Annotated in this window: 8 protein-coding genes and 1 pseudogene; all 9 read left to right on the top strand. The window is 41.6% G+C overall.

Annotated features, from left to right (window positions below; genetic code table 11):
* The first annotated feature begins 74 nt into the window (after positions 1 to 74).
* Entirely contained in the window at positions 75 to 14252 is a 14178-nt protein-coding gene (locus B4B65_RS16185) for an Ig-like domain-containing protein (protein WP_293916920.1), read from the top strand.
* Positions 14253 to 14299: 47 nt separating this feature from the next.
* Entirely contained in the window at positions 14300 to 15313 is a 1014-nt protein-coding gene (locus B4B65_RS16190) for a PorP/SprF family type IX secretion system membrane protein (protein WP_201679924.1), read from the top strand.
* Positions 15314 to 15326: 13 nt separating this feature from the next.
* Complete coding sequence (locus B4B65_RS16195) at positions 15327 to 17279, top strand: OmpA family protein (protein ID WP_293916924.1); 1953 nt, start codon at positions 15327 to 15329, stop codon at positions 17277 to 17279.
* 183 nt (positions 17280 to 17462) lie between these two features.
* Positions 17463 to 18056, top strand: a complete 594-nt coding sequence (locus B4B65_RS16200; RefSeq protein WP_293916927.1) for an NAD(P)H-dependent oxidoreductase — start codon at positions 17463 to 17465, stop codon at positions 18054 to 18056.
* Positions 18056 to 19939, top strand: coding sequence for a monovalent cation:proton antiporter-2 (CPA2) family protein (locus tag B4B65_RS16205; RefSeq protein ID WP_293916930.1), 1884 nt, complete (start codon positions 18056 to 18058; stop codon positions 19937 to 19939). Before B4B65_RS16200 ends, B4B65_RS16205 begins: the two co-directional genes overlap by 1 nt.
* Positions 19940 to 20657: 718 nt before the next feature.
* On the top strand, positions 20658 to 21308 hold the full coding sequence (locus tag B4B65_RS16210) for a helix-turn-helix domain-containing protein (protein WP_293916933.1): 651 nt from the start codon (positions 20658 to 20660) through the stop codon (positions 21306 to 21308).
* A complete protein-coding gene (locus tag B4B65_RS16215; protein WP_201679919.1) occupies positions 21305 to 22381 on the top strand; it encodes a helix-turn-helix domain-containing protein in 1077 nt (358 codons plus the stop codon). Before B4B65_RS16210 ends, B4B65_RS16215 begins: the two co-directional genes overlap by 4 nt.
* Positions 22382 to 22440: 59 nt before the next feature.
* Positions 22441 to 23988 (top strand): helix-turn-helix domain-containing protein, encoded by a 1548-nt coding sequence (locus tag B4B65_RS16220; protein ID WP_293916935.1) that lies wholly within the window; start codon positions 22441 to 22443, stop codon positions 23986 to 23988.
* Positions 23989 to 24581: 593 nt separating this feature from the next.
* Positions 24582 to 26971 (top strand): annotated as a pseudogene (locus B4B65_RS16225) (hypothetical protein); the annotation flags it as partial.

The following is a 26971-nucleotide window of genomic DNA, read 5'->3' on the forward strand; positions in this document are numbered from 1 at the left end:
TATCTATTTAAAACATTTATTACCTAAGAGTTTACAGCTTTCGACTGCTGTTTTAAATGAAAAGGAAATTGCTTATGAAACCGCAAACTAATTCTTTAGCCTTGCCAAAGAGGATTTGGCACCTGTGTATTCTATTGGCTTTGATTCTGATGAACGTCCCCGGTACGGGACATGCACAGACCCGGCAATATGCTACTGTGGCTCCCTCTTCCGGGAAAAATCAGGCAACAATTCTGTTAGGTGCTATAAGTGGTGGATACACACCAACGAATTCCAATGCGGCAAGTGTAACAGGTCCGGGATTGGCAGCTGACGGAAACCCAAGTACTCATGCTGTCTTGACAGCATCGAATTTATCTGTTGCTATTATTGATGTTTCAGGAGAAGCCTGGCTACAGATGAAATTTCCTTCAGCCTTGACAGCAGGTACAACCACCTATGTCAAAATAGATAAACCGACACCGGGGGGAGGGCTCAATCTGGATCTGGTAACAGGACTTGGAGGACTTCTCGGTCTTCTGCAGCAAAACGTAATTATTCCTGAGGTATATAGCGGAGCGTCAAGTTCCAGTGACGGCACTATGATCAATAGTGCTTCTGTGGTTTCATCAATAGTACAGGATGCCGCCGGAAATATCTATGTAGCTGTAAAATCTTCACAATCATACAATTCGGTTCGCATCAAATTAAGAAGTCAGAGTGCACTTTTGGGTCTTTCCTTAGGCGCTTCGCTTACGCTGAATGTGTATGATGCGTTTGCAGTACCTTCGGCTACAGCCTGTGATCCTGCAACCTACACAGATGAGGGGAAAGTAACAGGAATAAATGTTCAGTTAGCGAATACAGTAAAAAATCCAACATATGCAATCGATGCAAATACTTCTAACTACTCCGAAATCAGTCTGGGAACATTAGCGGTAGGCGGATCCGCTTCTCAGTCTATTTATTTTCCAACACTATCTGCGCCTAATTCCAAACTGAAAGTACGTATGCAGATAAATCCTACAGCGCTGAATGTGAATCTGATAGGTGCATATGGAGTACGTGCATACAACGGAAATACGCAGGTATTTGAGCAAGTAATCGGAAGCGGTTTGATCGGGGGCCTCGATGTACTGGGTCTGCTGAACAGTGGCGGAATTGTAACGGTCCCTTTTGATATTGCAGCGCAATATGACAGGGTAGAACTGGTGCTGTTCTCAACGGTGAATCTGACCACCGGATCCGGAGTCAGATTGTATGGGGTATCCCGTACAAGTGCTGCATGTCCGGAGCCTCCTCCGACTGCAAGTCCTCTTTTCCAGCCTGTATGTGCTAACTCGACTATCGTGTCGATGTCAAATGTGGATGATGCACAAAATGCAGTGGACGCTAATTTTGACAGCTATGCAACTATTCGCTCTGATGCTGGTATTCTGGTCGGATTGGGGAGCAGACAGGGGCAGCTGGAAGTAAGTTTTCCTTCTGCGGTACCGGTGGGCAAAACGGCTTATGTCCGTATAGACTATGATCAGGATGTGTTGAAATCCTTACTTGCAGGCAGTATCGGAGAGCTGGTCGGTGGATTGGTAAACGGGCTGGTCTTAGGTAATCATTATTTTGAAGTACAAATCAACAATGGTGGCGGAGCTCCGTTGCTATCCGCTTCCAGTGCCAATAGTTTCAGTGCTGCTGCCGGAAAAATACGAATCGTACAAGACAAGGCCGGAAGATATTATATCGCTATAAAATCTGACGTACCTTACACCAATATTAAATTAATTGATCATACTGCGTCAGCATTAGGTGTTCTTGCTCCTAACAAATATCTGAATGTATACAGTGTATGCTATGATAACAGTTCTGCAATTTGTGACCCGGCATTTTCAACTTCTTACGAAGGAACAGGTATTACTTTGGGATTGTTGCAAATCGGAAATACCGGAGTTTTAGCTCCTGAATATGCTATCGATGATGATGTCAATACTTCTTCAAAAATTAACCTTGGGGCACTTGCGGTAGCAGGTTCTATGTCTCAGTATATTAATTTCAATTCATTAAGTGATCCTAATTCGGTATTCAAGATTAAACTGGCGATCAAGGCTAGTCAGACTTTGAATGTTGATCTGTTAGGAGCTTATGAGGTTATCGCTTACAATGGCAGTACGGAAGTATACCGAAGATCATTAGGAGGCGGATTGCTGAACGGAACAAATGTATTGGGAATTCTGGGTGGCGGTCAGCCGGGGACGTTAACCTTTGCACCTGGTAAAGCGTTTGACCGGGTGGAAATTCGTGTCAACAGTGTGGTCAATGTAAGCGCATTCCAGTCTTCATTGGAAGTCTATGATGTAAAACGATTTGGCCCTCCGGGTTCTGCCTGTCCGGATCCAGACTTTACATTGCCTGCTGCAACAGCTACACCTTTTGAAACTCCGGCTTGTGATGCTGCTGTGGTAGCATGGGAACATGCAGATTATCCGAATCTTGCTGCTGATGGAAATAACGAATCATTTGCAACACTGACTGCAAGTAACGGACAGTTGCTGGGAATAGGAGCCTACAACGGTTTCCTTGAATATGAATTCCCTACAGCTCTTCCTGCAAATAAGACGACATATGTCCGTATAGACATGGATGGTGATCTGCTGGGTCGTTTACTGAGTGGGACATTAGGAACACTTGTCAACAATGTAGGTGGACTGCTGCTTGGACAGCACTATTTTTCAGTGGATGCCAAAACAGCTCAAACCGGAGGTACAACAGTACTAACAGGTTCCAGTCAGGCGGGATTCACAGATGTAAACGGTGGAGATCTCCGCATTGTACAGGATAATGCCGGTCGTTACTACATCGCCATTACACCAAATGCAGCTTACAAAAATATCCGAATTACGGAACATTTCCCTGCATTAGCCGGATTGACACAAAATGTCGCTTCGATGAAAATCTTTGAAGCATGTCATGAAATCGGTGTAAATAACTGCCTTCCTGCTCAATTCACATCCTTTGACCAATCCGGACTTTCCTTAGGATTGCTGAATGGTGCCGGAGTCAACAATGCAGACCATGCGATTAGTCCAAGTTCATCTGATTATTCTGAAATCTCAACCGGGACGGCTGCTGTAGCTGCACAGGTAGCACAGCGTATATATTTCAATAAATTATCTACTGCAGGTGATACGTTAAAAGTTCGTTTGCAGCTAGATCCTTCAAGTCTGGCATCCGTAGATTTACTGGGCAGATATCAGATACGTACATATAACGGCAGTACCGTTGCAGAGACATTTACATTGCAACAGGGACTTATCAATAACCTGAACCTGTTAAATCTCTTCCGTTCAGGCGGTATACAGACACTTGCATACAGAACGACACTACCTTACGACAGGGTAGATATCATCGTGGGATCTACTCTCAATGTAGCGTTGACACCTTCTGTACGCCTTTATGAAGTAAAACGTATCGGTCAGGGATGTCCGACAACGACTACTCCTTCACCATTTGAAAATCCGGTATGTATCTCTTCTGTAATCGATGCCGGCAATGCAGATGACATCAATAATTTATTTGATAACGATTTTGACAGTTATGCTACATTGAAATCTGGTGCAGGTCTGTTGTTAGGTCTGGGCAATAAATATGAAGGTTTTGTCGAATTAGGTTTCGGTCAAAAAATTGCAGCCAACAAGACAGCGTATATACGCATTGATTTTGATCAGGCTTTACTGAATAATTTACTGGGCGGAAGTATCGGCGGCACATTGGCCAGTGTGGTGAATAATCTGGTATTAGGAAACCACTATTTCTCTGTACAGGTGAAAGACGCTGGGTCGGTAATACTTCAGGGAGGAAGTAATAATAATTTCAATAATAACAACGACAGAATTCGGATTGTACAGGATAAATTAGGTCGCTACTATATCGCTGTCACACCATCTGCACAATATGATGCTATCCGTATCACGGATCATACCAACTCGGCATTAGGTCTGTTGGCACAACCGAATTCAATGAATGTATATGGTGCATGTGTCGATAATCCATTAACAGATTGTCAGCCTGTGTTTACCACATCCTATGATGCAAGAGGGCTGGCATTGACAGCTCTTGGTCTGGCCGGATCCGGTGTGACAAATCCTGACCATGCAATCAATATCAATACAACCGATTATTCAGAAGTAAGTCTGGGCAATGTTGCTGTAGGAACTTCTGTGAAGCAATACTTTGATTTCCGTAAGCTGGCCTTACCAAGTGAAGTCATTAATCTGACATTACAATATGGAAGCGGTGCATTAGATGCAAATCTTATAGGGGGTATAGAAATTATTGCTTACAATGGAGTAACTCCGGTTGCGACATTAGATGTACAAAGTCAACTTATCAACGGACTGAATGTACTGGGTATTTTAAATAACGGAGCTAAAGGGGTTATTCCTTTTGCACCTGGAGTAGCTTACGACAGGATTAGTGTCGGTCTGAGAGGAGTATTGAACGTAAGTGCACTGCCAGCTCTAAGAGTATACGCAGTAGAAAAGGACTGTAATACTCCAATGTTCAAAACTTGGAAATCATTTAAAGTCAGTAATGATCCGGCTATTACAACTGTAAAAGGCGGAGAGGAAGTGGAATATACCATCCATGTCCGCAATACAGGAAATGTAGCGCTCAATGATTATATCGTTACGGATGCTATCCCTGCAAATACCGCTTACGTTGCAGGATCTGCTGATGCTTCCGGAGGTTCATTATCTTCAGGAGTAGTGACATTCAGCAATGTAGATATTGCTGCAGGCGCTACTGCTACGCTGAGTTTCAAAGTAACCGTAAATCCAGATCTGACAGGTGTAGCAAACATTACTAACGTCGCATTAGTGAAGAAAGATGCTGCTGATCCGGGGAAAGAGACATTCCCGCCTGCAGTTGGTAATCCTAATGAGCCGGATGAAACAGCCGGAACAGGAACAAAAATACCTGTTACACCAATAGCATCTGCTGTATCATGGAAAGCATACAAAGTCAATACAGATGCAAGTATCACGGCAGTCAAAGGCGGAGAGCAGGTAGAGTATGCTATCTATGTCCGAAATAATGGTAATCAGGTACTGAATAATGTTCAGATCAGTGATGTATTGCCTGCCGGAGTCACTTATGTGTCGGGAGGTTCACAGGCAAGCGGTACCGTTTCATTTGTGATTCCTACATTAGCAGTAGGAGCGACCAACGGGCCGTTGACATTTACTGTATCTGTAAATCAAAACCTGAGCGGTATCACCAAAATAACTAATATCGCTACAGTAAAAAGTAATGAAAATAATGTGCCGGCAGAGAGTTTCCCTCCGGTAAATAATGCTAATCCTACGGAGCCTAATACGGGTGCCGGACCTGGAACTTCTCTGGATGTAACTCCTGTGAACAACCTCGTATCATGGAAAGCGTATAAAGTAAATAATGATGCAACGATCACCAGTGTAAAAGGTGGTGAAGATGTACAGTATACAATCTATGTACGCAATGACGGAAACCAGAATGCCACAGGTGTACTGGTCAGTGATGTATTGCCTGCAGGATTGACACATAAAAACGGGGGTACGCTTACAGGTGGTACCGTCAACTTCGCTCCATTAGATATTCCGGTAGGGCAGGTACGGTCTGTATCCTTTATAGCTACAGTCATTAAAGATCTGACTAACATCACACAGATTAACAATATTGCGTTAGCAAAACTCAACCCTGCTGACCCGGGTGTACAATCACATCCACCAATCAATAACAGTGATCCGTTGACCGGAGGTCCGGACATCACGCAGACAGGAACCGTGATTGCGGTGACTCCTGCACATGATGTTGATTTTGCATTGCTGGGCTTGAGTAATAACACGACCAGTACAAGTAAAGCTGTCGAAGGCGACGTAATTACTTATACATTAACGGTCAAAAATACAGGAAATGCAGCGCTCACAAATGTGACGATTACAGCGCCTATTCCTACGCATACTACATATGAAGCCGGAACAATAACCGGTGGAGGTACAGTAGCTGGAAATGAAGCAACTTTTGTGATTCCTTCATTAGCAGTAGATCAAACACTGACCTTTAGCTATAAAGTGTTGGTAGGTGCCATTCCTCCGGGAGTAGATAAGATCACAAATACTTCGGTCGTGAGCTTTGCAAATGAAATTTCCGGACAACCAAATAAAACCAAGCAGGCACTGTCTGAACTACAGACAAACTGTACACCGGTAGTTGCTGCTGATATCACGCTGGCTCCGACATCAGGAACCATATGTGTGGGTGATGAAGTGGAAATAACGGCATCAACAGCGTTAAATATTCCAAATGCAGTGTATCTGTGGTACACCAATCCTGCATTGACAGGAACGCCACTTGTCGGACCGGTTCAGAGATTAAGTCCTGCTGTGACAACTACTTATTATGTGGTCTTGTCAGGAGATGGATTCTGTTTCAATACACCGGCAAAAGAAATTGAGATTTCGGTGTTAAATCTGCCACCTATACCTACCATCAGTATTACAGGCTCTGCCACAATATGTGAAGGTACAGGTTCGACTGTGTTGACAGCGACTTCTGCAGGAGCATCTTCATATCAATGGTATAAAAACGGGGTGGTATTCTTAAATACCAATACGAATACATTAACTGTTAATGAAGCCGGATTATATACTGTAAAAGCATTCAATGATGTGAATGCTACAGGATGTAGCAGTGATGTATCCGCAGCAGTAGAGGTGATTGTTACACCAAGACCGGCACAACCGGTGATCACTGCGCCAACTGCGCCAACATGTGAAGGATCAATTATTGAATTGACCTCAAGTGCAACTGCAGGTAATCAGTGGTACAAAGACGGCCTATTACTTACAGAAAATAACAACGGAACCACCGTTCCGGTAACAGGACAGAAAATCTTTGTCTCTACCGGTGGAGTATATACCGTTAAAGTAACAGATCAGCTGACCGGATGTGAAAGTCTGGAATCTGCTGATGTGACAATAGTAATAAACCCACTTCCGGTAATTACGTTAACCGGAGAAACCAGAATCACAACTGCAGTCAATGTAGCGGTAACCCTTCCGACGGTTACAACTTCACCAGCTACAGGAGTGACTGTAAAATGGTATGATCAGGCGGGTGTGGAAACAACCAACCTGACACCATCATTCGCTGCTCCGGGTGTATACACATACACAGTAGTAGCACAGAATGATGCAACAGGATGTACCTCATCGCAATCTGTTCTTATACAGGTGTATGATGCAAACAGCTGTCCTCCGCAATTGGTACGTGTGTATGCAAATACACAGTCTTCCGGAAGTATTATTACTGGAGGAGTGAGCGATGGTGCTAATGCAGTAGATGGTAATCCTAAAACATATTCAACCATAACTACCGGATTAGGATTGTTAGGAATCGGTACAACATGGCAAAATGTAAACTTTGATCAGGTCGTACCTGCAGGTACTCCTGTTACTATTAAATTAGGTAAAGAGTATAGCTTACTATCTGTTGCAAGCGGTCTGTCTGTTGTCGGACTGGATGCAAACGGTAATGATATCGGAACACTTAAATCCGTACAGGGTGGACTTCTGGATCTTCTTGTTGCAGACAATGTTGTAGAGTACACATTTGTACCTGCAAGTGGATCAGGGCCGAAAGCATACAAAGGCGTACGTATTGTGCAGGGAGCATTGCTGAGTCTGGCTCAGAATGCAAAAGTATATCATGCATATTATACAAAAACCGGCGCTGTAGATTGTGCACCGATTGATAACCAGACAAACAGTAATATTTTAGATATGCTTTATGGCGTACAGGATATAGGTCTGGGAGTAGCAAGTGCAACAGCAAGTGTGATAGACCCATGGTTAGCTGTGGATAATGATCTGAATACTGCTGCGCAAATCAACAGAGGTGCTGCGGTATTGAATGTCGCGAGTCTGACACCTGTATTCAAGTCGCAGACTATGCCTACGGATTCATTGCGTATTATCATTGAGGATTCAGGCAATGCACTTCTTAATCTGAGCCTGCTTTCAGGTTTTGAGATTCAACGTTATTTAGGAACAGCGAAAGTAGGTCCTACATTGGATAACAGTGCTGATATCTTGAAACTGAAATTATTGAGTTTCTCTGCGAATAAGAAGAAACTGATGATGACACCATTCGATCAGCCATTTGATCGCGTGCAGATTTCTTACGGTGATGTTGTAAATGTGAATCTGGGCAATCAGATCAAGGTTTATGATGTCAGTATCATACCTACTATAGATTACGGAAATACACCTGGTACTACATTGGAAATCTGTCAGGGAGATAATCTGACGATCAAGAAACAGGATGATTGTACGGTCTATGCTGTGTATGATGAAAATGGTAATCTGCTGGTAACTTCAGATCAGCTGAACTTTACAATTCCTGCAACGACAACCGCAGGCGTACATAAGTATTTTATACAGGCTGTAAGACAAGGTTGTGAAATAGGGCCAAGACAAGAGATTGAAGTTCTGATCAATCCGCTTCCGGTAGTGCAGACACTTAACATCAACGGACAGGTTCGTTCGGGTAATGAAATCAGTCTGTCTCCTGGTAAAACAGCAACATTTGAATTGACTGTAGATGATGCGACAGCAACATTCCAGTGGCAGGAGCTAATCGGAGGAACATGGACTGCTATAGCAGGTCAGGCGACTTCTACATTAGTGAGAACAGTTCCTTTGGTAGCAGCAGGTACACGCTATGAGTTCCGTGCCTTGATTAGCAGCACAAAAGGTTGTGATATTATATCTCCTGTGGCAGCTCTTGTCGTAGCTCCGCAGCAAGTAGATTATACAAAATCAAAATTAGAAATAGTTAAAAACAACGCTATCGCAAACGGTACAGATGTAAATACGCTTCGTGCAACTATAGTGGATGAATTTGATAACCCGATCGCAGCTACAGCAGTAGACTTTAGTTACACAAGTCTGGTTACAGGCAGTGTCGTAACTACTCAGCTGAATACAGATGCATCAGGTATCGCATTACTGGATATTACCAGTACGAAGATTGGTGATGTAGCTGTTGCAGCGACTGTTGCAGCGACTGCGATTAGTGGAAGTCCGCAGACGGTTACTTTCGTAGCCGGTCCGGTAGATTATGGTAAATCGAAATTAGTAATTATCAAAGACGGTGCGATTGCGAATGGGGTAGATAAGAATATTCTGGAAGCTACAATCGTGGATGCATTTGATAACTCGATTGCAGGAGCTACAGTAAACTTCGGATATACAGATCTGACAGATGGTCTGGTGAAGACAGTCAATATAGTAACAGATGCGTTGGGCAAATCAGTACTGGAACTGACCAGCACGAAAATCGGTGCTATCGATGTGAGTGCAGGTGTAGCCGGCACAGCGATCAGCGGAAGTCCGCAGACCGTTACCTTCGTAGCCGGACCTGTAGATTATGATAAATCTAAACTGGTTATTACTAAAGACGGAGCTATAGCCAATGGCGTAGATAAGAATATCCTGGAAGCTACGATCGTGGATGCATTTGATAATCCGATTGCAGGTGCAGCCGTAGTGTTTGGTTACACTGATCTGGTCGACGGTTTAGCGAAGACAGTCAATGTCGTGACAGGTGCTAACGGTAAATCAGTTTTAGAACTGACTAGTACGAAAATCGGGGCTGTGACTGTCAGTGCAGAAGTATCAGGTACAGCGATTAGTGGAAGTCCGCAGACTGTTACCTTCGTAGCAGGGCCTGTAGATTATGGTAAATCTAAACTGGTTATCATCAAAGACGGAGCTACTGCCAATGGCGTGGATAAGAATATTCTGGAAGCTACTATCGTAGATGCATTCGATAACCCGATTGCAGGAGCTACAGTAGACTTTGGATATACAGATCTGGTAGACGGTCAGGTGAAAGCGGTTAATATAGTAACAGATGCTTCAGGCAAATCTGTACTGGAACTGACCAGTACGAAGATCGGTGCTATTGATGTAAGTGCTTTAGTGGCCGGTACCGCAATCAGTGGTAGTCCGCAGACCGTTACCTTCGTAGCCGGACCTGTAGATTATGGTAAATCGAAATTAGTTATTATTAAAGACGGCGCTACAGCCAATGGGGTAGATAAGAATATTCTGGAAGCTACGATCGTGGATGCATTTGATAACCCGATTGCAGGAGCTACAGTAGACTTTGGATATACAGATCTGACAGATGGTTTAGCGAAGACAGTCAATATAGTAACAGCTGCTAATGGCAAATCCGTTCTGGAACTGACCAGTACGAAGATTGGTGCTATCGATGTGAGTGCAGGTGTAGCCGGCACAGCGATTAGCGGAAGTCCGCAGACCGTTACCTTCGTAGCTGGTCCGGTAGACTATGATAAATCGAAATTAGTTATTATTAAAGATGGCGCTACAGCCAATGGTGTAGATAAGAATATCCTGGAAGCTACGATCGTAGATGCATTTGATAACCCGATTGCAGGAGCTACAGTAGACTTTGGATATACAGATCTGACAGACGGTTTAGCTAAGACGGTGAATATAGTGACAGATGCTTCAGGTAAATCTGTTCTGGAACTGACCAGTACGAAGATTGGCGCTGTGACTGTCAGTGCAGGTGTAGCCGGCACAGCAATCAGTGGCAGTCCGCAGACCGTTACCTTCGTAGCCGGACCTGTAGATTATGGTAAATCGAAATTAGTTATTATTAAAGACGGCGCTACAGCCAATGGTGTAGATAAGAATATCCTGGAAGCTACTATTGTAGATGCATTCGATAATCCGATTGCAGGAGCTACAGTAGACTTCGGATACACCGATCTGACAGACGGTTTAGCGAAGACTGCAAATATAGTAACAGCTGCTATCGGCAAATCCGTTCTGGAACTGACCAGTACAAAGATTGGCGCTGTGACTGTCAGTGCAGGTGTAGCCGGCACAGCAATCAGTGGCAGTCCGCAGACGGTTACCTTCGTAGCTGGTCCGGTAGATTATGACAAATCTAATCTGGCGGTCACCAAAGATGGAGCCATCGCAAATGGTACAGATTACAATGAATTCACAGCAACGATCGTGGATGCATTTAATAACCCAATTGCAAGTACAACAGTCGTATTCAGCATCACAAATCCTGATGGTACTACGGCGACACAGAGTATCACTACAGATGCAAATGGTAAATCCGTTGTACAGGTGACATCTACTAAAGCAGGAACCGTAACGGTAGATGCACAGGTAGCAAACCGTTCAATTGCCAACAGTCCGGCTAATGCTCAATTTGTAGCCGGTCCGGTAGACTATGGTAAATCGAAATTAGTTATTATTAAAGACGGCGCTACAGCTAATGGCGTAGATAAGAATATTCTGGAAGCTACTATCGTAGATGCATTTGATAATCCGATTGCAGGAGCTACAGTAGATTTCGGATACACCGATCTGGTGGACGGTCAGGCAAAAACTGTGAATATAGTAACAGCTGCTAACGGCAAATCTGTATTGGAATTGACGAGTACGAAGATTGGTGCTGTAACTGTCAGTGCAGGTGTAGCCGGCACAGCAATCAGCGGAAGTCCGCAGACGGTTACGTTCGTTGCCGGTCCGGTAGATTATGATAAATCTAATCTTGCTGTAACTAAAGACGGAGCTATCGCAAATGGTACGGATTACAACGAATTCACAGCAACTATCGTGGATGCATTCGTCAATCCAATAGCCAATACAACGGTCGTATTCAGTATCACAAATCCTGATGGTACTACGGCAACACAGAGTATCACTACAGATGCAAATGGCAAATCCATTGTACAGTTGACATCTACTAAAGCAGGAACCGTAACGGTAGATGCGCAGGTAGCAAACCGTTCAATTGCGAACAGTCCTGCCAAAGCGACATTCGTAGCTGGTCCGGTAGACTATGACAAATCTAATCTGGCGGTAACCAAAGATGGAGCTATTGCAAATGGTACAGATTACAATGAATTCACAGCAACGATAGTGGATGCATTTAATAACCCAATTGCAAATACAACTGTCGTATTTGGTATCACAAATCCTGATGGTACTACTGCAACACAGAATATTACAACAGATGCGAATGGCAAATCAATTGTACAGGTAACATCTACCAAAACAGGAACTGTAACAGTGGATGCTCAGGTAGCTAACCGTTCTATCGCGAATAGCCCGGCAACCGCTCAATTCGTAGCCGGTCCGGTAGATTACAGTAAATCTAATCTGGCAGTAACCAAAGATGGTGCTATTGCAAATGGTACGGATTACAACGAATTCACAGCGACTATCGTGGATGCATTCCTCAATCCGATAGCCAACACAACAGTCGTATTCAGTATCACAAATCCTGATGGTACTACGGCAACACGAAGTATTATTACAGATGCGAATGGCAAATCCGTTGTTCAGGTGACGTCAACTAAAGCCGGAACCGTCACGGTAGATGCACAGGTAGCTAACCGTTCTATCGCGAACAGCCCTGCAAAAGCAACATTCGTAATTGCAAATCATATCAGTGTATCTAAAGTTGCGGATCAGGCAAGAGTGAAAGCGGGTACGAGCACCAGCTTTACAATCACGCTGACAAATGATGGTCCTGAGACCTTAGCAGCCGGTAAAGTGATCAGTCTGACAGAACGTCCGGGCGTAGGAGTAACTATTACAGGTTACACAGTGGCCAGCGGTAATGCAACAGTGACCGGAACAGGTAATACGGCTAAAGTAACTGCAAACGGAACGATAGCAGTAGGAGGAACAATTGTCGTAAAAGTAACTGCGGATATTGCAGCAGATGCTCCGGCGACTGTTACAAACGGTATCACCGTATGGGGACCTGACAAGGATCCGGGTACAGATCCGGAGGATGATAAAGATGATACGGATCCGATTCCTGTAGACCGTGAATACAAATTGAGTATCACTAAAGTTGCGGATCAGGCAAGAGTGAAAGCAGGTACAAGTACAAGCTTTACACTTACCATTACAAACAATGGTCCGGCAATTATCAGCACAGGAAAAGTGATCAGTCTGACTGAGCGTCCGGGAGCAGGAGTAACCATCACCGGTTACAGTGTGGCTAGTGGTGCTGCAACAGTAGCAGGTACTGCTAATACAGCAAAACTGACAACAACTGCAAATATTGCGGTAGGTGCTACAATAGTGGTCAAAGTAACCGCAAATGTAGTTGCAGACGCTCCGGCAACTATCACCAACGGAATCACCGTTTGGGGTCCTGATAAAGATCCTGGAACGGATCCGGAAGATGATAAAGATGATACAGATCCGATTCCTGTAGATCGCGAAACTAAGCTATCGATTACCAAGGTAGCAGATGAAGCAAGAGTGAAAGCAGGCGAAGCAACAAGCTTTACCCTTACGATCACAAATGATGGTCCTTCTGTAATGGAGACTGGTAAAGTAATCAGTCTGAGAGAGCGTCCGGGAACAGGAGTTACTGTTACAGGTTACAGTATTATCAGCGGAACAGCAACTGTCAGCGGAACGAGCAACAGTGCTTCGGTAACGACGACAGCAGCAATACCGGTAGGAGGTAAAATCCTGGTTAAAGTTGCTGCGACAGTATCTGATGACGCAGCTGCAACGATCACAAATGGTATCACCGTATGGGCTCCGGGCAAAAATCCGGATACAGATCCGGAGGATGATAAGGATGACACTGATCCTATACCTGTAGACTTCCAGACGATACTGGCGGTAGATGATGAGGCTGAAACAAAAGCTGCAAACGAAGTGAAGATAGAAGTACTGGCTAACGATCAGGTGACCAAATGGGCAATCGATCCGGCTACTGTCGAAATCGTCACAAATGCAGCAGAAGGTACGACATCAGTGAATATAGACGGAACCGTCACTTATCTGCCAAATAAAGTATTTGTAGGTGTGGATCAGTTTAGTTACCGTGTGAAAGATGTGAAAGGAAGATGGAGTAATGCGGCAGTGGTTAAAATCAATGTATTGTCAAATCCGTTGATCGTACCAAATGTCATTACACCGAATGGAGATAATATCAATGATAAGTTTGTCTTGAAAGGTATCGAAACCTACGATCGCGTGAGTCTGACCATCATCAACAGATGGGGTAATGAGGTCTATCGCAATGCAAACTATGACAACAATTGGGAAGGTCTTAATCTGAATGCAGGAACATATTTCTACATCATTGAGACGACCAAGAATGGTGTTAAAGAAGTAGTCAAAGGAGACGTATTAATTAAGAGAAACTAGAATCAGTAATAGACTAAATTGTATTATTTACTAAAAATAATAACAACATGAAATACGGAAAATATGCAGTGATAATAGTAGCAGGATTGCTGGGGCTGACCAAGGTCAGTGCCCAGCAGAGTATCCAGTTTACGCAGTACATGTTCAATTCGATGAGTGTCAATCCTGCCTATGCAGGTTATAAGGAGGAGTGGTTTGCTCAGGTAGGTCTTCGTAGTCAGTGGACTGGTTGGAGCGGAGCGCCTAAGACGGGAACCGTTTCTATAGACGGAGTTCTGGATCCTTATTCAAAACGTCACGGTGTCGGATTCAATGTTACTGCTGATAAACTAGGCGCGCAGGCCGCTACATCTGCGTATGCCAATTACGCGTTTCGTCTCCAGTTGGATGATGAGGATACACAAAGACTGAGTCTCGGAGTGGCCGGGGGTGTAACACAATATAGCCTTGATGGAAATAAACTGGATGCAAACGATCCAAATGACCCCATTATCCCGGATGGCAAAATTTCAGACTGGGTACCGGATATCCGTTTAGGTGTTTATTATTATAATCCGAAATGGTATGCAGGCTTGTCTGTACAGGATCTTTTTAATGGGACGAATTCAGGTACAGATTACAGATTTAACCAGAATACTTCTGAAAGCCTGTATCGTACTATAAGTGGATATTTTATTGCGGGAGCATTATTAGAGTTGAGCAGAGGAGTGCATTTGAGACCAAGTATTTTGCTTAAAGAAGATTTTAAAGGACCGACTTCTCTGGATGTCAATGCCATGTTTGTATTTAATGGCAAATTTTGGATAGGAGCAGGATACCGTACACGAGCCCGTTTATTTAACAGACAGTATCAGGACAGATCGGTTGATAAGTTGAGTTCGATGAATGCCATTACAGGTATAGCGCAGTTTTATGCCACAGACAGACTTCGTATCGGATATTCTTATGATGCCATGATCAACAAATTGAGCGGAGTACAGAATGGCTCACATGAGATCACGCTTGGTATTACATTCGGACGCCGCGGGGCTACACAATACTTGAATCCTAGGTTCTTCTAAGCTAAATGATATTATGATGAAAGCGTTTGGAAAATTAATAGTTACAGCAGCATTAGGCGCTCTACTGATAAACGGAGAGCAGGTGCAGGCGCAGGAACAGCCGTCACTGAGAGACAGAGCCTATCAGTTCTATCTTTCCGGAGATTATGCAAAATCCGCTCAGATCTATAACAGGATTGAAGAGAAGAAAGAATTGTCCGTCAAGGAAGTTTATGCTGTTGCAGACTCCTACTATCAGATCAACGAATACACATTGGCAGAACAATGGCTGAAGCGTGCCACAGATCTGGACAGCAAAAACAAGGATGCATTCTGGAAATATGCGCAGATACTGAAGATAAATGGACAATATGTGGAATCAAAAAAGCAATTTGTAGATTATAAGCAGCGATTTCCGGATGGGAAAAATATTCAGATAGAGATCGATGGTTGTGATTCAGCCCTGCTTTGGACTGCAAAGCCGACTACCCATGTTCTTAAGAATGAAAAAGAAGTAAATACAAGTTTCTCCGAGTTTGGGGTTTTACCATTGAGTAATGGAGTACTTTACAGCGGGGAACCGTCTGTAGCCACAGTTGATAAAAGTGACATGACAGGAAATGCTTACCTGAGGATCTTTTCAGCAGGAAGAGATGAAGACGGGATTACATTAAAGTATCCTGTATTGTCAGATGGTGTTTATAACGATGCTAAATATTATGTCGGACCCGTGACTACCAATCAGGATCAGGATGTATTGTATGTAACACGGACGTATGCAGGAAATAGTGCTGAGAAAGTAAAGAGAGATGGTATGCGTTTCAAAAAACATAATCTTGAACTTATACTGTATAAGAAGAGTGGAGAATCATGGATACCAGAAGCATTTCCCTATAATAATGTAGAAAAATATTCTGTAGGACATGCCAGTCTGAGCACAGATGGAAAAGTATTGTACTTTGCTTCTGATATGCCCGGAGGAAAAGGAGGGGTAGATATCTGGTACAGCCTGGCGAATACAGACGGTACTTGGGGAACGCCGGCTAACGCAGGCAATGAAATCAATTCTCCCGGAGATGAGATGTTTCCATCCACATTTGGAGATACGCTATACTTTTCCAGTAATGGTTATGCCGGCATGGGAGGATTAGACGTGTTCAAAGCGGTAGGTAGTAAAAGTAATTTCAGAGGCAGAGAGAATCTGAAATCTCCTGTGAACTCTTCAACAGATGATTTTGCATATGTCGTTTCTGCAGATGATGAAGAACGCCAGTATGGGTATTTTTCCTCTAACCGAACAGGAGGAGCAGGGGGAGATGATATCTATTCATTTGTATACACTAAGCCAAAAATAACAATCCGTCTTCAGGGAAAAGTCTTTGATAAGGAAAGTACTGATCCGCTGGGGCAGACTCAGGTCCGCATATTTGATGATAAAGGCAAATTACTGTCTACTTTCTTTGCGAATAGTCCGACTTTCGATACCGAACTTCAGAGTAAGCTGGCACAAAAGATAGTCGTCTCCAAAGATGGGTTTATGTCAGATTCATTATTTGTACCTGCTATCAGAGCAACAAAAGATACCACCCTGTTTGCAAGCTTTAAATTACAACCTGTAAATAAAGAAGGAATTGTTTTTGTGCTGGATAACATATATTATGATTTCAACAAATCAGATATCAGACCGGATGCAGCAAAAGTGCTGGATCAACTGGTGAATACCATGATTGAGAATCCGACTCTTCAGATCGAGCTGTCCAGTCATACGGATAGCCGCGGATCAGACAGTTACAATATGAAACTATCAGACCGAAGAGCAAAATCTGCAGTAGAATATATCATTAGTAAAGGAATTGCCAGGGAACGCCTTGTCTCCAAAGGTTATGGGGAGTCCAAACTGGTAAATGAATGTGCTAATGGCGTGAAATGTACAGAAGAACAGCATCAGGCCAACCGACGTACAGAAGTGAAAGTACTTAAATACTAGGAAAAACAAACAAAAAAAGGGCAGTTCTCTTCGGAGAGCTGCCCTTTTTTTATGGGTATAGCTGATATGTTTTCTTAATGACAGTCATAATGAAAAAACAAAAAAATATAATAAATTTAACATAGATCAAGAGTTGCTAATTTAAATTTGATCAATTTTACACCGGCTTTTAACTGAATCAACATGCTGAAGATACTCGTGCTGTTTGCACACCCTACATTAGAACAATCTGTTGTAAATAAAAAATTAATCAGACGCATGCGGTCATTACCGAATATTTCGGTAAGAGATCTGTATGAGTTATATCCTGATTTTGATATTCCGGTGCGGGTAGAACAGGCTGCTTTGGAACGGCATGATATCATTATATGGATGCATCCTATTTATTGGTATTCGGCTCCGCCTATTATCAAACAATGGATTGATCTGGTCTTACTGCATGACTGGGCTTACGGATCAAAAGGAACCGCTCTCAAAGACAAGTGGATCTTCAATGCGGTTACGACCGGAGCCACTATGGAAGCTTACCAGGAGGGAGGACATCACGGTTATCCGCTTAAAGACTTTTTGCTGCCGTATAAACAGACTGCTGCACTTTGTCATATGCATTATTTACCTCCGTATGTTATAGACGGGACATTCAGTAAAGGCCCCAAAGATATTGAACAGGATATAGAACAATTTATATCCCACTTACAGGTATTGCAGTCCGGCACATTTGAAGCATCTGCTTTACAGCAATTTTCATATTTAAATCAACTTAAAGATCAAGCATAATGGATTCATCATTTTTATTTCAGATCATAGCCTATCTGGGTTCGGCGGTAATTTTTGTACCTATTGCCAAAAAACTTGGTCTTGGTTCTGTGCTTGGATATCTTATTGCCGGAGTAATTATTGGCCCCTCTGTTTTGCAATGGGTAGGTAGTGGTACGCAAGATGTTATGCACGTCGCCGAGTTTGGAGTTGTGATGATGCTTTTCCTTATTGGTTTGGAGTTAGATCCCGGAACATTATGGAAGTTGAGAGGTCCTATATTGGGTATGGGTGGATTACAGGTTATTCTTTCAGCGCTGTTGATTGCAACTATCTGTTCGTTAATGGGCTTTTCATGGAAAGAAGGGCTTGTTCTCGGACTAACACTGGCCTTATCTTCTACTGCAATAGTAATGCAGTCACTGGGAGAAAAGGGCTGGTTGGATACCGTTGCCGGCAAGAGCTCTTTTGCTGTATTATTGTTTCAGGATATTGCGGTCATCCCTATATTAGCCCTCTTGCCTTTACTTGCTGATAATGCATCTGCTGTAACGACAGAAGGAGATACCTGGCTGACAGATATCAGTGGTCCGGCTAAAGCTGTATCTCTTCTGGCTGCTGTTGCTATCGTAGTACTGATCGGTAAATATATAGTAGGTCCTATCCTTCGGGTTATTACACGTACAGGTATGCGTGAACTGTTTCTGGTAGGAGCTTTACTTCTTATTGTTCTTATCGCTTTTATCATGCAGAAAGTAGGATTGAGTCCTGCTTTAGGTGCATTTTTGGCTGGTGTGGTCTTAGCAAACAGTGAATTTAAACACGAGCTGGAAAGTGACCTCGAGCCTTTCAAAGGTCTTCTGCTTGGAGTATTTTTTATAGCGGTAGGAGCCTCTATCAATATTTTCTTTGTATGGCAGGAAGCGAGTACCATATCGATGTGGGTCGGACTTTTTATGCTTGTCAAGATTATCGTATTGTATGTGCTGGCCGTAGTTTTTAAATTGAAAATAGATCAACGGATAATTCTGGCTGTTTCTCTGGCACAAATGGGAGAGTTTGCTTTTGTCTTATTCAGTATCATAGGTCAGCTTCAGTTATTGAGTTCAGAAACGATCAATATTATGGTCGCTGTGGTCGCTGTAAGTATGGCTTTGTCACCTATTCTGTTGCTGGTAGCCGATAAGCTGATTCTTCCACGATTGAATAATCTGGCAAATCCTCCTGAATCTGAAGAAAGAGAATTTGATGAAGTAAATGAAAATAAAAAAGTAATTATTGCCGGATTTGGACAGGTCGGTACGATCGTTGCCCGATTTTTACATCTCAATAAAGTAGAAACAACCATTCTGGATTATAATGGTGATCGAGTAGAAATGCTACGTAAATACGGATTTAAAGTGTATTTCGGAGATCCTACACGTTATGACCTTCTGAAATCTGCCGGAGCATCTACAGCCAGTATTATTGTCAGCGCATTTGACAATGATGAAGATCATATGAAACTGGTACATATGGTCAAAAAACATTTCAGTCATCTCAAAATTGTCGCTATAGCAAACACACGAAATCTAGCCTATGATCTTATAGAAAATGATGTGGATCGTGTATACCGGGTCGGAACAGATATTGCCTTGCGAATGGGAGTGGACGTCATGACTGAACTTGGATACAGACGTTATACAGTGTATCGTGCTTCTCAGAAATTCTCCAAACTGGAGGAGAAATCTTTATATAAACTTGCGCGTATCAGAGACAAGGGATCTGAATACATACAAATGGTTCAGGAAACCATCCGTGAACTGGAAAATGAATTATTAGATGATATGTCTGTGGATGATAATTCTTCTGTAAAAAATGCCTGGAGTGATACAGAACGTAAAAAGGGAGAAGAGGAAAATTAAATAAATCTTCCTATTTATTGCTTAATATTCCGGATCATACATATAAATACAAATCTTGCAGCACTTATTGAATGTAATCTGTTGAAGTATAGATAGTTTTCTTAGTATTTTTCAGCTTATCGTGAATTAAAAAAAGTGACCAATGTTATTTTTTTATGCGTTAATATATGTACCTTATAAATAAAATAACATTAAGGTTTAATGTTTTAATTGTAGGTAGTTATTTGAAATTTATTTTGTCTAAAGAAGATCGGTCTCGATATATTTGTCTTTCAATTTGAATACCTAAACCTTTTCCAGTATTCTTTTTGATTTCTTTTTAATAGCTTTCTTAAGATATTATCAAGCAGTTTACATCTTATTTCAATGTTTAAATAAAGTAATGCAAATTGATAGAATTTTACCCGATCGTGTATTTAATTCCCTGACTCTACTGATCGGTTTATTAACGCTATTGCATCTTGCAGCATTGTTTTTAAATATAGGTATTCCGTTTTCGCTGTTATATGGTCCTATTTTGTACCTGATACAACAGACATTTTATAAGAGATATATACGGATGCGGCACATACTGCTTCATTTTTTGCCTTTTATACTTTGTACAATATGGATTTATACTGCTGATACTTCACCCATTCTGTTCTATTCCTATTCTTTGATAAATGCCCTTTTGGTATGCTCTTCCAGTATAAGTTATACGGTAATGATACTGTTGAATATGAAAAAGTGGACTTCAACTAAAGAGAATGTAAAAGTGTCCTTATTTGTTAAGCTTTTCTTTATTTTCTGTGCTATTGAATTCGGTTTCCTGACACTTGTTTTGCATCACAGATTACAGTTTGATTATGATATTGATCCCATGATTATTATCTGTCTGCTGTCCGTTCTTTCTGCATTATTGAGTTTTGATTTTCTGATTCGTCGCCTAAGTTCTTCTTTTGAACAGACAAATACTGCGGGACGGAAACTGTCCATAGCACAGATCCCATTCCTGGAAGAAGCTCCTATGGAAGAAGCGCATTGGGAACTGTACAGACAAGATCTGGTCAGATCAGTAGAAGAACAGCAGTTATATCTGGATACCGGACTTTCTGCAGACCGGCTTGCGGATGAAATCGGAATAAGCAGACAACAGCTATCTGTATTGCTCAATAATTATCTTGGGAAAAACTTTTATGAATGGATTGCCGAATACCGTATTGCACATGCTGTCAAGTTGTTCAGAGAAGGAGGATATGTACTCAAAATAGAATCTTTAGCTTTTCAGTGCGGATTTAATTCTAAAACTACTTTTAATAAATACTTTAAACAGTATATGGGGATTACTCCATCAGAATTCAGAGAACACTTGTCCCTAATCAAGCAATGATCACTACCATACTTTTTACAGCTATTCTGTTGATGGCCGGTGTGACACTAGGCTTTATACTGTTTACAAAGAGTACGGCATTTATTGACCGCGTTACGCAATGTATTTTGGTAATATTTATCTTTTATACATTGTTTACAGTGGTATGCAGTTATATTTATCCTTCACTTTCATATCTAGACAAGGCTTCGCCCTTATGCTGGATATTTGGTTCTTGTGGTTACATTAGATTTAAAGCGACAGAAAGAACGGGCTGGTCCAAACAGGATATCTGGCACTTATTACCTATGGTGCTGATGCTTCCGTTTTATTTTCTTTTTGTATCTTCTGCATCCTTTCGTACCGATTATGGATATATCTATTACAGTATTCTGTATACCTGTACTGCTGGTATTTGGTTTGTATACGCACTTGCCATTATTTTTAATCTGGGAAGAAAGACCGAAACATCTGTTGACAGTAATGCATATCTCGATTATATCAGTGTAATATTGTTGTTTATACTGGCTTTCTTTATGATGTTGGTGGCATACAACTATATTGTTTATAAGCAGGATGCAGTATCCTCATTATCCGGCCTCTTGTTGTTCTTTGCTATGTTTATTGCTGTATCAGCAGCCTATCTGCACTATTTTTACTTGTTGATGCATCAACAAAGAGGTGTATCCGAAATAGTCAGGCGGGCAGACAAAGGGATGCAGGATATATATCCTGATGAGCAGGAAAGAAAATTATGGATTCAGCGTATAGACGAATATTTAGTGCCGGAAAGGTACCTGGATATGAGGTTTAACATGTTGAAACTGTCCAAAAATCTAAAAATTCCTAAAGAACAGCTATTGCTGATTTTTGAACAACATTACGGACAGAGTTTTATCACCTATGTTAATCAGCTGAGAGTTCGTTATGCCTGCAGTATGCTTGCCGATCAGCGTTTTAACCTTTCGATGGAACAGCTTGCTGCGGATTGCGGATTCAGATCCAAAGCCTCTTTTTACAGATGTTTCCGTGACGAGCAATCTTGTACGCCTTTAATGTTTAGAGAGAGGAAGCTCAAAAGCCAGCTTGTTTAGGGAATACTGTCTGATCTGACGAAATGATTTCAACGCCATTACTATAATAATTGTTTACCGTGAAAAAAATAAGATTTGTCTTACTGCTCCTTATCGGATTGTATATGACAGTCCCGCTTCGGGCTCAGGAAAATGCTGCTTTTGATAGTGTGTACAATAAAGTGTACGGCGCAATGATTGCATCAGATGTGAAGAGAGCAAATGTTCTTGCTGACTCGCTGTTGTCCATTGCGAATAAAGGAGAGGAGCAGATTAAATCGCTGATGTTATTGGCAAATATCAAACATAGCACCGGAGATTTTACAGCAGCTTTGGTCAATGCAATCCGGGCACAAAAAATAGCAAAGGATTTTGATTATCTGGAATGGACAGTCCGGACTTCCGGGTTTATAGCGACTACCTTCCGCAATGTAGGTCTGGTAGAAGAAGGACGAAAACACCTTGCAGAAGCCGAAAAGGCAAATAAAAGACTTAAAGGTAAAGAAGGATATGATCTTACCTCAGCCAATATTTATCAGGAAAGAGCTTTCTATTATCTGGAAAACAAAAAGTTTAAAGAGGCCATAAAGGAACTGGAAACCGGGATGCAACATCTGAAACAAATCCCTTCAAGTCCGAGAGCAATAATTGTGCATGCTACAAATGATCAGTTATTGGGGATATGTTATCTGGAAACCAATGATCTGCAAAAGGCCAGACACTATCTGAATTCCTCCTTGCAGAAGCTGGGGGAACAGGAAAGCAATCTTCGCCCTTATATTTTCAGAGCAATGGGAGAGGTGGAAATGAAACAAAAGCAATATGCTAAAGCCTATTCCTATTTTAAACAGGCAGAAGTTTACATTGCTTCATCCGATAGAGCGGAACTGAAAAGTCTTTTGTATGAAAGTTTTGCAAAATATTACAAACTAACAAATGATCAGACAAAGGCTGTAGAATATAGCGAACGCTATATGGAAGAAATAAGAAAAAAGAATGATCTGACATTAAAAATATCTAATCAACTGATCAAAGAATTTCACGATACACAACATACGGAGTCCCGAAATAAAAAGTATCTGATCTTTCTATCTGTTTTTCTGTTTATTGTTAGTGCTGTAAGCGTAATATTTTACATATGGAATAGAAAGATGCAGAATATGAAATACAATCATATTATACGTGATGTTGAAAAATTTGGACTTCGGGGTAGTCAATCTGATGGAATACAATCGACAAAAGTAGAAAGCAGAGATCTTAGAATTACCAGGGAAACAGAAGAACGCATATTGAGTGACTTAACGCAGCTTGAAGAGCAGTCTTATTTCATTAACAAAGAAATATCTCTTTCTTCTGTAGCAGCACGTCTTCATACGAATACCAATTATCTTTCGTACATCGTCAATACCTATAGAGGGAAAGACTTTTCTCATTATATAAACGAATACAGAGTACGTCATATCATCCAGAGATTGCAGGACGAACCCAAATTAAGACATTGCAAACTCTCCCATATTGCAGATCTGGCAGGCTTTTCTTCGCACAGCAAATTTTCAGCAGTATTTAAGGCTGTAACTGGAATCTCTCCGTCTGTTCTGATCTCTCGTTTACGGGAAGAATCAAAGTAAAAGATCCGAAATTTTTATCTTTTCCTCTTAACAGGTAAGAATTCTTACCTGTAATTCTTGCATGCGCCCACCTGTTTAAAGTGATCAGGAATTTCCTGTTCTCCTGAAACCAATATCATTTCGCCAAAATCCATTACTCTTTTTGCGCTAGCAATATGTGCAGAATAATGTGTGCTTATAATTACAGCATTGATTTGTCATCATGTAATTATCATTTGGCTCTGAAAATCCGTATGGAAAATCTTTTTTCTATAAATTCTATATGTGCTGCTGTTCATTTCTTAAAAACAGACAGACAAGTGTCTCTCAGTTTTGATTTTTACGGAAAATTTATAAAGATCTAATTTCCAGTAAATTGTAAAATTTATTTCCAAGTCCGTTTGTCTCAATTTATTGTCTTGTACAACAGTTTTAGATAATGAGACCATTGATTTTGGACAGGTTGTCAATATTTGTCCCGCCAAAGTAAAGCGTATAAAAAGGGAGCTTAAACTGCTCAGTTTGTATTAGGAAGATTCCTCTTCCGCATCGTTGCCCTGATGAGTATGCTGCTTAGGAAAGATAATGAAAAGTCAAATAATTGTTAACCGAATATGCAAAATTTTAACAAAAATTGTATTGTTTACATCGTACTCGTATTTATATCTCTTTGCCTGGGATTGAATACATATGCGGATGGTTCCAGAGATTTATATCCGAGTGGGGTAAGCGGAGGAAGAGCTTCTTTGCGTTCAAGTACAGACGTAAATGCAAATGCTTATCCATTTCCTACGACGGGTACACATTATGTATATGCTAAGTCTGGAGAAACGCTAACGTTGGCATCAAGTGCCCAATCAGGTACTAATGCCAGGATTAAATTGTTCGGACCTAACGGAACGGAACTGGCACTCACTATAGGCAACAATGCTGGAAATATCAGTAACAGAACTGCCGAACTTGAAGGTCCGAGGTTACCCGGACAGACATCTCCGGCGAATGCTTATACTGCAATCTACCATACAGTAACACAGGAAGGAATTTACAGGGTAGAGTTTCTTGCTCATGGTAATGGTACAGGTTCTGGTGGAAGAGAAAATATTTCAGGCAATGGTAACTGGACACAGGCTACAAATGCTGTATATATTCCCGCCTGGGATATTTCTGTAGCCAATGCTGCTAAAACAAACTGGATTAAAGGCCGGGTTTATATGAATGTTCTTAATATGGATATTTATACAATAGGAAACGGTTTTTCTAATATCGGTGGGTTCTATGGTAAATTTAAGATATTAACAAAAGACGGATATGTCTACAATGTGGATAATAACGGAAATAACGGAATCTCTTTCACGTTCTTTGTTAATAATAAGGGCTTCTTCAAATCAGCTACAGATAATACTCCACTATACAAGAGTATGGATTTATCCAGTCTCTCAGGAAGAGTACATGATCCACGTACAGCAGATTCCGGATCTGAAGTCACGCACAAAATATTCTATACTCTTCCGGCAAATGATCTTCCGAATTCAGCCAATGGAGCTGTACCGGGAGGTAATACCTGGTTAAAAAATAACAGAATCGTTCCAAAAGTGGAACAACTGAAAGTTATTGGTGTAGACGGAACTAATGGACAGGTTAGTAATAAGGGTGGTAAAATTTCCTTTGAAACAGGAAATACCGGACAATATAAAATTGTAATTGAATCTAACGGGGGCACGAGTTTTCCTGCACGGACGTTAACGGGCATAGCATTAGCTGGTGTCAATAATATTCTGTGGGATGGAAAAGATGGAGCAGGAAGCCCATTGCCACAAGGTAATGTCCCTGCTAAAATCAGTGTTCAGCTTCAAGGGGCAGAGGTGCATTTCCCATACTTAGATATGGAGATCAATCCCAATGGTATCATCTTGGAATTGCTTAGTGATGATCTGTCATCAGTAGAGTCAAATATTGTTTATTGGGATGACACAGATATTCCGAATACCAGTTCAGGAACAAATTCATCACCAAAAAATGCAAGTCATTTTGTCCTGCCTAATGGTACACCAAGTTCTGGGTCGAATGCGAATGGACATAAATGGGGAGCAAATACAACTGCTACCAGCGGAACATTTGGAGATGTTAAAGCGATGGATACATGGACTTTTATTTTGGGTCCGGTAGAGATGTTACAAACACAAATAGCGGTTAAGGTAGCCGATCTCAAAGTAGAAAGTATCAGCACTTCAAACGGAGTCGTCAAAGTAGGAGATGAAATTGTATACAATGTAATTGTAAAAAATGACGGACCAAGTGATGTAGAAGGTGCTCCTTTTTCGTTCAATGCACCCACAGGTTATGAGATCGTTAGTGCGACACCAAAAAACGTGTGTACAGGTGGCGGAGAGATAAGTCCATCCATAACATCAAATAAATTTAATTCGGCACTTAATATGCCGAATGGCTGTTCTATTACCTACGAAATTAAGGTAAAACCGACCAGTACTGCACCTTTCGGTCCTATAACAGTAGACGCAACTATTATGCGTCCCAATGACGTAACGGATCCGGACGCCACAAACCCGGATATCAATACACCTCCTACAGATCCATATTTTGAATGTGGTAACGGAGTAGCCGGAGCCGGATGTAATAATATTAAAAATAATACAACAGTTACGTTGATTGACCTGTTGACCGCTACAAAATCTATAGTAGGTAATCCTGTAACCCTAAAACCCGGACAAGCTATTACCTATCAGATTAAAATCAAAAACAGTAATACGGTAGCAAAAACTCCGGTACAGGTGTCCGATATTATACCTGCCGGGTTATCACAAATTTCAACAATTACCAATGGCGGGACTTATAATCCAGCTAACAGGACAATTACCTGGTCTAATCTTTCTGTAGCCGGTAATTCAGAACTGACCTTAAGCTTTAATGCCGTTGTAGATGCCAACCTTGCAGGGGGTACAGTTTCCATTAAGAATACAGCGATTGTTACAGATCCTATCGATCC

This window comes from Sphingobacterium sp. UBA5789, from assembly GCF_002418355.1.
Taxonomy (GTDB): domain Bacteria; phylum Bacteroidota; class Bacteroidia; order Sphingobacteriales; family Sphingobacteriaceae; genus Sphingobacterium.